Raw genomic sequence first — 12,169 nt, 5'->3', positions numbered from 1 at the left:
CACACGTGAGAACTACTCAAAGAAAAACTTTACCACTGGGCCTGCTTTTTGCAGGCTCAATGCTGTTGGCCAGCAGAGCAGCAGCACAGGATGTAACCATCCCTGTTGAAACCCAGCACAACGCTATCGTGTTGCAAACTGATGCCGAAAAACACCTGAACATGGTGTACCTGGGCGCAAAGCTTGCCAACACGGCAGAGTATGCCCGCATCCAGAAAATGTACAAACAAGCCGATGATTCGGGGGTGCAGAATGATGTGTATACACCATCAGGATCGGCAAGTCTTGGCGAACCAGCCATTACCGTTACCCATGCCGATGGTAATAAATCATTAAACCTGGCCTATGTAAGCCATACGGTTAGTAAGGTTGATGATGATATTTCATTATTAGTGGTTACCCTTAAAGATCCTGCTTATGATTTTGAGGTGAAACTATACTACAAAACCTATTTTAAAGAGGATGTTACCGAACAATGGTCGGTGATCAAACACAACGAAAAAGGTATAGTAACGCTTAACAAATATGCTTCGGCCAATTTAAACCTGAAGGGTAACACCACAGGTGGTTTCTGGTTAAAGCAATACCACGGCAACTGGGCCATGGAAGTGCAGCCGGAAGAAGCCCGTTTAACCCACGGTATTAAAACTATCGACAGCAAGCTGGGCACCCGTGCCAACTTGTACGAGCATTCCATGTTTGCTATCTCGCTGGATAAACCGGCTACCGAAGATGAAGGAAAGGTGTTTTACGGTGCTATGGAATGGTCAGGCAATTTCAGGGTTGATTTTGAACTGGATGTAGCCAATAACCTGAAAATTATTGCAGGTATTAATAATGCTGCATCCGAGTATCATTTAAAACCAAATACTGAATTTACTACGCCTGCTTTTCTGTATACTTATTCAGACCATGGCAAGGGCGATGCCAGCCGCAAGCTGCAAAGCTGGGCCCGCAAATACAAAATTGTTGATGGCGAAGGCTCAAGGCTTACATTGTTGAACAACTGGGAATCAACCTATTTCGATTTTAATGAGAGCAAGCTTGCAGGCTTGTTAAAAGATACCAAAAAACTGGGTGTCGACCTGTTTTTACTGGATGACGGTTGGTTTGGTAACAGCCACCCGCGCAACGGTGATAATGCAGGTTTGGGCGATTGGCAGGAGAACAAACAAAAGCTCCCTAACGGTATCAGCTCATTAGTGAAAGAGGCGCAGGCCAATGGCGTAAAATTCGGCATCTGGATTGAGCCCGAAATGGTTAATCCGGCCAGCGACCTGTACAAAGCTCATCCTGATTGGGTGATCAAGCAACCAAACCGTCCTGAGAAATACTTCAGGAACCAGTTGGTACTTGATCTGGCTAATCCTAAAGTACAGGATTTTGTATTTGGCGTGGTTGACGGTCTGTTCACCAAAAATCCCGATTTGGCTTACATTAAATGGGATTGTAACGCGGTTATCTACAACGCTTATTCGGCTTATCTGAAAAAAGACCAGTCGCACATTTATGTTGATTATGTGAATGGTTTGTACAATGTATTGAAACGTGTTCGTGCTAAATATCCTAAAGTCCCTTTGATGCTTTGCTCAGGTGGCGGCGGCCGTGTTGATTATGGTGCATTGCAATACTTTACAGAGTACTGGCCAAGTGATAACACCGATCCGCTGGAGCGTGTGTTTATTCAGTGGGAATATTCATTCTTCTACCCGGCTATCACCAGCTCAAACCATGTTACCGATTGGGGCAAGCAACCAATTAAATACCGTGTGGATGTGGCTATGATGGGTAAAATGGGCTTTGATATTGTGATAGGCAAGCTAAGCGAAAATGATCTGAGTTTCTGCCAGTCGGCCCTGAAAAACTATGATGCATTGAAAGATGTGATTTGGCATGGCGATCAGTACCGTTTAGCATCACCATGGGATAACGATGCTGCTTCTATCATGTATGTGAATACTGACAAATCAAAAGCGGTTATGTTCAACTATTTGGTGAATAACCGTTACGGCTCAGGCAGCAAAGTACCTGTACGCCTGAAAGGTCTCGACCCTAACAAGAAATACCGTGTAAAAGAGATCAACCTTTATCCGGGCACCGGTTCGGTGTTAGGAAACGAAGATTTAACTTTTACCGGCGATTTCCTGATGAATGTGGGTATTAATCCTGAAGCCAGTACTTACCATACCAGTGTGGTATTGCAACTGGAAGCAATTTGATAGGAACGATTTAAAACAAGAAATGGAGCGGCTTGCCGCTCCATTTCTTGTTTTATAAACTTCGACCAGTAGTGGGTTTACCACCGCAGCCTTGTGGTAGCTTAGGCTTCGTCGTGCCTCCTTACAGAAAGGACATAAAAAATAGTTACCTCAACTTCTTCGTCATATCAAAATGCTCAACCCTTGTTGAACTCAATGGCAGTTTGCTACAGGCGGAGTAAAAAATATAATCCTTATCCTCAGTAATTCCCGGAAGCAGTTTGTTGATAACCTTCCCAATCTGCAGGTTTTCGCTTTTTACCGCGTTGGTATCGGCAATGTTTACTTTAGTGGTATAATAAATTACTGGGAACCAGCCATGACTGTTTTTTTGATTGCCGATCCGGAACACCCTCGGTTCTCCTGCAACACCATCAATCACTACCGGAAAGCGGTATTGTTTTACTGTTGCCTCGGCAGCATCCTGAAATAATTTGCCGGCATCTGCATCGTGCTGATATTGCCAGTAGTCATTAGGGGCGGTACATTGTAAAGAGAGCTCAAGCGTTAAACGAGCATCGGCAAAATGCTGTTTGTCGTATTTTTCTTTCCCTTGCTGGTAAAGTTCAGGGGCTGTTTTGCCGTTGATTTTATAAGTGTTTACATTTAATGAGGTAAGTTTCCAGCCGTAGTCATATTTGGCATACATTGCGGTTATCATTTCCTGGTTTGGCTGGCTTTTGTCTTTTGGCAAAAACAGCGCAATGTACATTTCATGGGTAATACCATTATAAACCATTTTATAGCTGTTAATGCCGGCAGACAGATTAGCTACCGTATCGGTATTGCGATGTTTGTTTACAATATAATATTCATCATAAATATCATAATCGGTGGTTTTTACGGCATTGCCTACTAATTCTATTTGCCTGAGGTTTGATTTATCCTGCAGCATTTCCTGCGATTCCATGTTGCTAATATCGTCGCTATTGCTGGTATTCAAATCATGAAGCAGCTGTTCATTTAGTTTGTGAAAATCGCTGCGTTTGCCGCCGGGGATCTGGTCGTTTCGCCAGGCTCCGGGCTGTTTGATACAGCTTTGTAATGATATTGCCAGTAAGGCAAAGGAAATGAGTTTAATTGTGTTTGGGTATAGGGTTTTCATATTACCCGTAATGATATAAAAAAACGTTGAAATCTGCTATCGCAACCGGTTTATGAATAACAAAGATTCTGTGAATACGATATAACCCTTTTGTCTTTTTATTTTGAGCAGGTAAAATCCGGTTTGGAAAAGTGAACAAGACTGACATTCTGCTAAAAAATCCTGGCAGGTTGTATTAAATATTTATGAATATCATAAAAAATAGCTTCTTTTGAATTCGCCTTTTAACAACCAGCTGCTATATTGCTTTTAGCCACCAAGTGTATCACATTTCCTCCAAAGGGAACTGAAATTTTATGGAAAACTTAAACGAGGTTTTTGACCTGGAATGCTTCTTTCGTTTGTCGCCCGATTGGTTATGCGTGGCCGGGTTTGACGGTTACTTCAAAAAAATCAATCCTGCCGTTTCAAAAACCTTAGGTTATACAGAAAGCGAATTATTTGCAAAGCCTATTGACTCGTTTGTTCATCCTGAAGACAGGAGCATCACCGCCAGTAAACGTGAAAGCATCAAGAAAAACAATCCGCTATATAATTTTGAGAACAGGTATGTAAGCAAAACCGGAGAAATTGTATGGCTTTCATGGACATCGATGCCTATAAAAAACCAGCAGCTGGTTTTTGCCATTGCCAAAAATATTACAGAGAAAAAGAAACTGGAAGAATTTAACAAGGCATCACTTGTGTCGGTACAAAACGGTGAAATAATAAAAGGTGCAAATCTTAATGCATTTATCAGTACGCGTAATCTTAAGCCCATTAGTGAGCTTTCTATTGCCGATAAGTTATGGCTTTATGAACTTGAAACGCTGGTAAGAAAATATATCGGGAAAGTTGATTTGAGCATAGTATTGCTGAGCAGCGAAATGGGCTTAAGCGAAAGGCAATTGCACCGGCGTATAAAAAATATCACCGGAGTTACACCTAATAACTACATCCGCGGAGTCCGCTTGCAAATGTCGATGGAGGCGATCAATAGCGGCAAATACCGCACCGTGGCCCAAATATCATACATTGCAGGGTTTGAAACACCAGCATATTTCAGAAAACTGTTTAAAGAGTTTTATGGCCGTGATGTAGCCGAATTACTGCAATAATATAAAGCTACTAATCTTTTATTTAACCCTTTTCATCGGGAACTGTATCGCCTTGAGCTTTCCTTTTCTTAGTCCTGATATTTCGGCGAGCAGTGAGTCTTTAGTTATTAGGGTATAACTGATTTTTTGAGGGAAATCATGCTCCGGGTTTTCAAATACAAGTTGTTTTTTGTTGGATGAAGTAAGCGTAAAAGTTATCGCTTTGCCGTTGTTTTGATTTTTTACTGTTGGGATATAGTAAAGTTTACCGGTGTGTTGCTCCAGCCTGATATGCTCTGACGATGCGGTGTCTGAGCCTGCCAGTGAATAGCTTCTGCCAAGCAAGGTGGAATCATTAAGTTTCTTCCATGTTTCGATATCCAGTGTTTTTGCCGATTGATTTTTCCAGCTGCCGATCAGCCATTGGGCGTGCGCGATAGGGGTGGATTTTTGTTGGGCATAAGAGCTGGTATAAGCAAGTGTAATGCAGGCCGCAACCAGCAGTGATGATTTGATATGAGGAAGCAGGATCATAAGTGATGATTAAGTAATTGAAGATACAAAACTTATAACTCAGCATAAATTAAATTTCACGCAAAGGCGCTAAGCCGCAAAGGTTTTAGCTTAGCGCCTTTGCGGCTTAGCGTGAGGATAACCTTGTCGCAAACGCACCCTTTATTTGTCGCGTATGTAACTCTGCGATGCCATTCGTTTTTAGGATATTTGATGAAACCAATAGCAAATCATGGAAAATTCAGCGACTAACGGCATAGAAGTTATCACCATAAAAGAAACTCAAAAGGTACTTGATGTTAAATGCGCAATGCTTAATGATTCAACCTTTGAGCAAATGATGATGAACAATGCAAGTTTTAAGGATGTATGCATCACCGGACTTAAAATTGAAGATGCCAATTTGAGCGATCTGGAGATAAAATATGCGCAGCTTGGCGGAGCTTACATCCATGACATTGGAATGCCGCCCGAAGGTCATCCGGCTTATGATCCCAGCGCGAAACAACGTCCCCTCAGGTTTGAAGATTGCGATTTACAGGGCAGCACAATAACCGATTGTAACCTAAGCGATGTGAATATTACAGACTGTAACCTGAACGGTATGAAAATTAACGGCATCGATGTAGCGGAGCTGCTGAAGGCATATCAGCAGAAATAGGCTTTATTGATAAAAGCCCCATCCGTGTCCCCTCAGGATCTCTCGCAGAGGATCCTGAGGTTCAGCGCGTGCTAATTTGAACTACGAATCTGCATGGTGCATACATCAGGGTCCTCTGTGAGAGACCCTGAGGGGACGGTAGGAGAGACTTACGATGTTTTTAAAACTTCGTAAGTCTTTGAAATGGCAAGTTTATTTAGCACTTGCCCACACATTATCCTTTTTGTTACTGTCGGGATCATAGGTGGTACCCAATACTATCTTTTTAACTGCTTTTTTGGCAGTAAAATTCACTGCGGTTGTTTTATTGCCTGCGGCCCAAACAGCAATGCTTTTATGTACCAGTTCGGTAGTGCCATCGGTATAATAAACAGTTAGGTTTACGGGGATGGGCTTACTGCCAACTTTGATAATGTTAACGCTGTATTTTAACCCGGTGTTAGTTACTTTACCAATGGCAAGGTCGGTTACACCATTATCAAAGAACCAGGCTTTCCAAAACCAATTGAGGTTTATGCCCGAGCCGGTGTTCATACAATTAAAAAAGTCGTACGGCATGGGATGTTTGCCGTGCCATTGTGCAATGTAGTAGTGCAGGGCTTTGGTAAAGAGGTTATCGCCAAGCATATCTTTTACATACAAATAGCCCAGGCCCGGTTTAGGATAGCTATCGGTAAAGCTTGCCGTACCTGTAAGCATAGGAGTAAGCGTCATCACAGGTACGTCAATTTCATGGCCCGCGCTTTGTTCAACTGCGGAAACACCGTAGGGGTCTACTATTGAAGGATCAATTTCGGGGCTTACAAGCCACTCGCCTATGGTTGCCCAGCCTTCGTCCATCCAGCCGTATTTAGTTTCGTTAATACCCATGTAAAATGGAAACATGGTATGGAAGATCTCATGATCGGTAAGCTCTATAGCATCCGCTTTATCTTCGAGCGGGTTATCGTTCACCATCATAGGGTACTCCATCTGGTCCAGGCCATCAAAAACGGTTTCATGCTGATATGGATATGGCCATTTCGGGAATTTGTAGCTCATTACCTCAACCGTTTTGCGGGCGTAATCTACTACGGCATAGTAATCTTTATGCTTTTCGTTAAATACGGCATCAACACGGGTGCGCCTGCCGGTTTTAGGATCAACCACCAGGCTTGATGCTTTCCACAAATAATGATTGCTGATAGCAAATACAAAATCAGTAACGCTATCGGCCTCAAACTTCCAGGTGTTGGTTGGATTGTTTTTGGTGATGTTACCTCCTTTAACATCATCTTCGGTAATGATATCCGTTACTTTATCGCTCGCGCCTGCATCGGCAATACGTTTAACTATGCGGCTATCATAAACATCTGCGGCATTTTTCAGATCGCCGGTTGCCCAAACTTTATAATCGCCTGGCACGGTGATCTCTGCGCTAAAGTGGCAAAAATCGTTATAAAACTCCTGAGCACCAACGTACGGGTAATCGTTCCATCCATCAATATCGTCATAAACAGCTACACGCGGGAAGAAATAGGCAATGAAGAACGCGCCTGTATCAATTTGACCGGTACGGATATGTGAGCCTTTGTTTAAAGTGTAAGCATAGCTGATATCAAAATGTACTTTTTGTTTTGGTGCGATGGGAGATACCCGCTGCGTCATATTGGTACCATTGATGCGGCGGGTTTTAGCGCTGTCGGGCGTTTTATTATCTATGCTGAGGCTTTTGATCTGTACACCATCGGTAAGGTCACTGGCCGAAACCTGCATTTGACGTGCCACGCCTTTTTTATACAAGTTGGGATAGAGCTTAAATTGCACCCTTTTTAAAGTATCAGGACTATTGTTAAAGTAGTCTATACCAACAGTACCACTTACCAGACGGGTTTTAGGATCGAAATTTATCTTGATTTTATAGTCGGCGGTATTTTGCCAGTAGTTTTTTCCGGGAGCGCCGGCTGCGGTTCTTATTCCTTTGGTGTAGGTTTTTTGCAGGTTTACGGCTATGGGGAGGGTTTGCTGGGCAAATGCGGTGATACTGCCAATTAATAAAACAAAAGGCAATAATTTTTTAATACTGATCATTTATGCGGATATATATGAGTTATATTTGAGGTAAATATAAATAAACCGTTGCAGAACCCGGTAAGCGATAATTTTGTATCACCGGTATGTTACAGGGTAAATCCGCACGGTTTTGAGTAGTTTACCATTTTTAAATAGCACCCATGACTGCCGAAAAGATGATCATTGTAACCGGTAAGCAATACCTTGAGCTAAAACAAAGTTTAGAAAGCGGCGAGGGGCTTACCTATAATATAGGCACCGATAAACAGCCCGAAATAGTGAGGATCACCAATATTTACATGGACACTGATCCTGACTTTACCCGCAACCCGCGGCAGTTTGCCCGCATGCATGAAGACCTGAACGTGCAGGTAAAGCTGGAGTATCTGGCGGAGTAGGTAAACTTTTCCCGGCCGGTTATTCCTCAATCTAATCATAATCGTTTATTTTTAGGCCATGCATCACCCTGAAGATAACCCCTGGAAAATAACGTCCCAAAAAAACATCTACGATAACCCCTGGATCAACCTAACCGAATTTCAGGTCATAAATCCCGCCGGTAACCCCGGCATTTATGGTAGGGTACACTATAAAAATTTAGCTATCGGTGTTTTACCCTTAGATGCTGAGTTTAATACCTACCTGGTAGGGCAATTTCGCTTTGTATTAAATCAGTACAGTTGGGAAATGCCGGAAGGCGGCGGTCCGGAGGGTACTGATCCGCTTGAATCAGCCAAACGTGAATTATTGGAAGAGACCGGTTTAAAGGCCTCGCAATGGACAGAAATTCAGCGCTTGCACCTTAGTAATTCGGTAAGTGATGAGCTAAGCATATTATACCTGGCCCGCGGCCTTGAGCAGTTTGAAGCCGAACCCGAAGAAACCGAACAACTCATCATCAAAAAGGTGCCTTTTGCCGAAATGTACCGCATGGTTTGCGATGGCGAAATTACCGATGCCATGACTGTAGCTGCGGTACTTAAAGTGCAACTGCTGTTAACAGAAAACCGTTTGTAAATTACAGCATTACTGAAAAAAATATAACTTTGCTCATTGATGAAGAAGTTATTAGGCTATATCCTGTCGCCCTTTGCCATAATTGCATTTTTTTTAGCCCTGGTTGTTTTTCAGCCTATCCAGTGGATCGCTTTTCGTTTTTTTGGCTATGCAGCGCATAAACGTACTGTTGATATCCTGAACCTATGCCTGTTCCGCACTTTTTATATCACGGGCGATACGGTAACTTTTATCAATAAACAAAATTTGCCTGTGGGCAGGCCAATTATATTTTTAGCCAATCATCAGAGTTTGCTTGATATACCACCATTGATTTATTACCTGCGCAAATATCACGCTAAGTTTGTTTCTAAAATAGAACTTACCAAAGGCATTCCTTCTATCAGCTATAACCTGAAACATGGTGGCGGGGCCAATATCGACAGGAAGGATCACCGGCAGGCTACTACAGAAATGATGAAGCTGGGTGAGCGTATGAAAGCCAATAACTGGTCGGCAGTGATTTTCCCCGAAGGTACCCGTTCTAAAGACGGTGTAGTGCGGTCTTTTCAACCGGGAGGTGTTGCTATGCTTCTGAAAAAATGCCCGGAGGCGTTACTGGTGCCTATCGCGATAAAAGACAGCTGGAAAGTTGTACGGTATGGCTTTTATCCGCTTAATACCTTTATATCCATGACCTGGACAGTACTTGAACCCATTGAGCCCGGTAAAACCCCGGTTGGCGATCTGGTACTTGAAGCCGAGAACAGGATCAAAGCGGCGTTATCTTAATTTCGGATTTCGGAATTTCGATCTCGGATTTTTTATTCCTTGTCTCCCCAGGGTCTCCCGCAGATTTAAGTTAGCCTACAAAATTGTTTTGTCGTTTAATCAACAAGGCATTTTGTTTTGCACCTCTGGTGCAAAGGGTATTGCTATACTTTTTTATGCTACAAACCTTTTGCACCTCTGGTGCACCTGTCCTTAAGTATATCTTAATTAATACTTGTTTATTAAATTATAGAAATCTCCCAGAGGGAGAAAAGGTTTGTAGAAATAACATTCTACCCCTTACCTGAACCCCAGAGGGGTTCAACTTCAGTTCCATCAGTGTCTCTCGCAGAGGACCCTGATGATCTGCGCCAGCCAGCTGCTGTTTTAAAGCAGTCCTATTGGTTTCCGTCCCATCAGGGTCTCTCGCAGAGGACCCTGATGTTCTACGCCATGCCAGCTGTTGTTTTAAAATCCCACTGGTTTCACGTGATTCATGTCTGTCCAAAAATCCCGATAATCTGTAATGGGTATTGACTCATGAAGCCTTGCGGAATAATAAAAAGTCGCACTGCTATATGGATATTTGGTAAAGTCATTGCATAGTGACCACCTGCCGGATACCGGATTATGATGTATATAATCTAATTTTTGATGTAGAAACGCAGTGGAGTATATGGGCTTGGCATCAAATGATGGTTCAAAAACTTTATGCTTTTGTCCTTTGGCTTTTTCTTTTTCAGTACATGCCGCCGAAAGTTGGTCAAGGATATCGGTTTTGCCTAATTCAGTTGGTTTTTTAACAAGCTCATAAGCCATGAATCTTTTGCCATTACTGATTATCTTATTAAGGTCCACCTCTGTATCAGGCATTTTATGAATCAGATGAACATGATTAGGCATCAATACAAATGCATGAGTTTGCACCTGGTAACGTTCTGCTATAAACTTTAACCAACCATATAGTATGTTATACGACTGTGTGATCTCGAATAAAGGAATCCAGTTGTAACACGTAAATGTTATAAACCAGGTTTCACCTTGATCGTTGTGTAGGGTATGGGTGGCCATGGTTAAATATAAAGATAATTATGGATCTAATGATGATGAACCTCAGGGTCCTCTCCGAGAGACCCTGAGGGAACAAAGAAAATTCCTTCCTTTAAAATTCCGAAATCCCAAATCCGACATCCGAAATACAATTAATCTGTTAATAATCAGTTAAATGTTAACAAATAAATCATATCATATTTACGTTAATATGAAACGTTATCGCTTATTTTTATAGACCCATAAAAGAGGTCGCCTAAAATTTACCTAAAATAATTTTTATGACCTGGAGAAAATTCAGCGGCGAAGTAATCCAATCGCCCATTATGGAAGAGGTTGAAAAGGCAATTGAACGCGAAGCCCTCCTTGGTAACAAGCTAAAAGTATGTATTGGCACCGACTCACAAGTTAAAGGATCTGTAACAGATTTTGCAACCGTGATCGTGTTCCTGCGCGAAAAACGCGGCGCTTTCATGTTCATACACCAGGAGCGTACTTCGCAAAAAATGAGCATTAAAGAAAGGATGCTGAGCGAAGTTCAGAAGTCTATCGATATTGCTTATAAACTTTGCGATTTGCTTGACCTGTATGATGTGGAGCTTGAGGTACATGCCGACATTAACACCAACCCAATGTTTAAAAGTAACGCAGCCCTGCATGAGGCTATGGGTTACATCCTGAGCATGGGCTTTGTGTTTAAAGCCAAGCCCGAAGCTTTCGCAAGTTCATACTGTGCAAACAAAATAGTGCAGTAAATTTGCCGAAACTAAAGCGGTGTATCTATATTTGATATTAAAACATATCAGATATACCTATGTCGCCACTTATTGAAATCAACGACCCGGCTTTAGCCGCACAGGATACTATTCTTATTGATGCCCGCGGAGGGCAGGACTCTTACCAGCGTTACCTGGCAGGCCATTTAAACCACGCCATTTACGCCGACCTTGATCAGCACCTTACCACTAAACCCGATGATCCAGCCTTTGGCGGCAGGCATCCGCTACCTAATATACAGGAGTTTGCTGTACTGTTAGGTAACTGGGGTATTACACCTAAGAGCCACGTTGTGGTTTATGATGACAAATCGGGTGCTTTCAGCGCGTCGCGTTTATGGTGGATGTTGAGGGCAATTGGCCATGAAAACGTACAGGTATTAAATGGTGGATTACAGGCTGCTAAAGATGCCGGTGTAGCGCTAAACACTGAAGCTTACACTCCTGTTGCAGTTGATCCGTATCCGGTAACACACGAGTATGCAAATACTGTTGAAATTGCTGAAGCTGGCGAAGCTGCACAGGATCCTTCAAGATTAGTAATTGATGTGCGTGAAACGCCGCGTTATTTAGGCCAAACCGAACCTTTGGATTTGATAGCCGGTCACATCCCCGGTGCATTAAACCTGCCTTATATCAACAACCTGGGTGCCGACGGTAAGTACTTACCTGCTGATGAGTTACGAAAGGCATACGATGCAGCAATTGGTGAGGTAGCGCATGACCAGGTGATTGTTCACTGCGGATCTGGCGTTACAGCCTGCCATACCCTGCTGGGTATGGATTACGCAGGTATCAGCGGCCCTAAGCTTTATGTTGGCTCCTGGAGCGAATGGTCGAGAAGGGATTTGCCGATAGGGAAGGAAGAGCGGTAAAAATAGATATTATGTCATTGCGAGGCACGAAGCAAT

The 12,169-nt window shown here is 42.8% G+C and carries 12 protein-coding genes; 8 read left to right on the top strand and 4 right to left on the bottom strand.

The annotated features are described in order from the left end of the window. The first annotated feature begins 5 nt into the window (after positions 1-5). Positions 6-2,219, top strand: coding sequence for an alpha-galactosidase (locus tag AC59JO_RS04610; protein WP_413669407.1), 2,214 nt, complete (start codon positions 6-8; stop codon positions 2,217-2,219). A gap of 145 nt (positions 2,220-2,364) precedes the next feature. Here the strand turns inward: AC59JO_RS04610 and AC59JO_RS04605 are convergent, their stop codons facing one another. Then, positions 2,365-3,363 carry a hypothetical protein gene (locus tag AC59JO_RS04605; RefSeq protein ID WP_497303688.1) on the bottom strand — a complete coding sequence of 333 codons (999 nt, stop codon included), beginning with the start codon at positions 3,361-3,363 and terminating at the stop codon, positions 2,365-2,367. A gap of 296 nt (positions 3,364-3,659) precedes the next feature. Here AC59JO_RS04605 and AC59JO_RS04600 point away from each other — a divergent pair, with 296 nt between their 5' ends. Further along, positions 3,660-4,460 (top strand): PAS domain S-box protein, encoded by an 801-nt coding sequence (locus AC59JO_RS04600; RefSeq protein WP_413669405.1) that lies wholly within the window; start codon positions 3,660-3,662, stop codon positions 4,458-4,460. An 18-nt stretch (positions 4,461-4,478) separates the two neighbouring features. Here the strand turns inward: AC59JO_RS04600 and AC59JO_RS04595 are convergent, their stop codons facing one another. Then, positions 4,479-4,973 carry a DUF6265 family protein gene (locus AC59JO_RS04595; RefSeq protein WP_497303686.1) on the bottom strand — a complete coding sequence of 165 codons (495 nt, stop codon included), beginning with the start codon at positions 4,971-4,973 and terminating at the stop codon, positions 4,479-4,481. A gap of 211 nt (positions 4,974-5,184) precedes the next feature. Here AC59JO_RS04595 and AC59JO_RS04590 point away from each other — a divergent pair, with 211 nt between their 5' ends. Further along, positions 5,185-5,613 carry a pentapeptide repeat-containing protein gene (locus AC59JO_RS04590; RefSeq protein WP_497303684.1) on the top strand — a complete coding sequence of 143 codons (429 nt, stop codon included), beginning with the start codon at positions 5,185-5,187 and terminating at the stop codon, positions 5,611-5,613. A gap of 192 nt (positions 5,614-5,805) precedes the next feature. Here the strand turns inward: AC59JO_RS04590 and AC59JO_RS04585 are convergent, their stop codons facing one another. Continuing rightward, positions 5,806-7,683, bottom strand: a complete 1,878-nt coding sequence (locus AC59JO_RS04585) for a M1 family metallopeptidase (protein ID WP_497303682.1) — start codon at positions 7,681-7,683, stop codon at positions 5,806-5,808. A 143-nt stretch (positions 7,684-7,826) separates the two neighbouring features. On the opposite strand from AC59JO_RS04585, the gene AC59JO_RS04580 reads away from it, so the two are divergent. The 3 genes from AC59JO_RS04580 to AC59JO_RS04570 are packed head-to-tail and all read left to right on the top strand — an operon-like array spanning position 7,827 to position 9,453. Beyond that, positions 7,827-8,063, top strand: coding sequence for a hypothetical protein (locus tag AC59JO_RS04580; RefSeq protein WP_413669401.1), 237 nt, complete (start codon positions 7,827-7,829; stop codon positions 8,061-8,063). Between the two features lie 58 nt (positions 8,064-8,121). Further along, positions 8,122-8,682 carry an NUDIX domain-containing protein gene (locus tag AC59JO_RS04575; RefSeq protein WP_413669400.1) on the top strand — a complete coding sequence of 187 codons (561 nt, stop codon included), beginning with the start codon at positions 8,122-8,124 and terminating at the stop codon, positions 8,680-8,682. A gap of 39 nt (positions 8,683-8,721) precedes the next feature. Continuing rightward, on the top strand, positions 8,722-9,453 hold the full coding sequence (locus AC59JO_RS04570; RefSeq protein WP_091217261.1) for a lysophospholipid acyltransferase family protein: 732 nt from the start codon (positions 8,722-8,724) through the stop codon (positions 9,451-9,453). Positions 9,454-9,900: 447 nt separating this feature from the next. Here AC59JO_RS04570 and AC59JO_RS04565 read toward each other — a convergent pair whose 3' ends face one another. Then, positions 9,901-10,503 carry an REP-associated tyrosine transposase gene (locus tag AC59JO_RS04565; protein ID WP_413669399.1) on the bottom strand — a complete coding sequence of 201 codons (603 nt, stop codon included), beginning with the start codon at positions 10,501-10,503 and terminating at the stop codon, positions 9,901-9,903. Between the two features lie 260 nt (positions 10,504-10,763). On the opposite strand from AC59JO_RS04565, the gene AC59JO_RS04560 reads away from it, so the two are divergent. After that, positions 10,764-11,237, top strand: a complete 474-nt coding sequence (locus AC59JO_RS04560; protein WP_090533971.1) for a ribonuclease H-like YkuK family protein — start codon at positions 10,764-10,766, stop codon at positions 11,235-11,237. Between the two features lie 59 nt (positions 11,238-11,296). Beyond that, entirely contained in the window at positions 11,297-12,133 is an 837-nt protein-coding gene (locus tag AC59JO_RS04555) for a sulfurtransferase (RefSeq protein WP_497303678.1), read from the top strand. Positions 12,134-12,169: the final 36 nt, after the last annotated feature.

The sequence above is a fragment of the Mucilaginibacter sp. A5337 genome (assembly GCF_059690695.1).
Note: the sequence above shows the minus strand (reverse complement) of the source record. Positions and strands in the feature narration are given on the sequence as shown.

Coding starts and splice junctions, on each gene's coding strand:
- AC59JO_RS04570 (WP_091217261.1), top strand. CDS start 8,722: ATGAAGAAGTTATTAGGCTATATCCTGTCGCCCTTTGCCATAATTGCA.
- AC59JO_RS04560 (WP_090533971.1), top strand. CDS start 10,764: ATGACCTGGAGAAAATTCAGCGGCGAAGTAATCCAATCGCCCATTATG.
- AC59JO_RS04590 (WP_497303684.1), top strand. CDS start 5,185: ATGGAAAATTCAGCGACTAACGGCATAGAAGTTATCACCATAAAAGAA.
- AC59JO_RS04575 (WP_413669400.1), top strand. CDS start 8,122: ATGCATCACCCTGAAGATAACCCCTGGAAAATAACGTCCCAAAAAAAC.
- AC59JO_RS04605 (WP_497303688.1), bottom strand. CDS start 3,363: ATGAAAACCCTATACCCAAACACAATTAAACTCATTTCCTTTGCCTTA.
- AC59JO_RS04580 (WP_413669401.1), top strand. CDS start 7,827: ATGACTGCCGAAAAGATGATCATTGTAACCGGTAAGCAATACCTTGAG.
- AC59JO_RS04565 (WP_413669399.1), bottom strand. CDS start 10,503: ATGGCCACCCATACCCTACACAACGATCAAGGTGAAACCTGGTTTATA.
- AC59JO_RS04595 (WP_497303686.1), bottom strand. CDS start 4,973: ATGATCCTGCTTCCTCATATCAAATCATCACTGCTGGTTGCGGCCTGC.
- AC59JO_RS04585 (WP_497303682.1), bottom strand. CDS start 7,683: ATGATCAGTATTAAAAAATTATTGCCTTTTGTTTTATTAATTGGCAGT.
- AC59JO_RS04600 (WP_413669405.1), top strand. CDS start 3,660: ATGGAAAACTTAAACGAGGTTTTTGACCTGGAATGCTTCTTTCGTTTG.
- AC59JO_RS04555 (WP_497303678.1), top strand. CDS start 11,297: ATGTCGCCACTTATTGAAATCAACGACCCGGCTTTAGCCGCACAGGAT.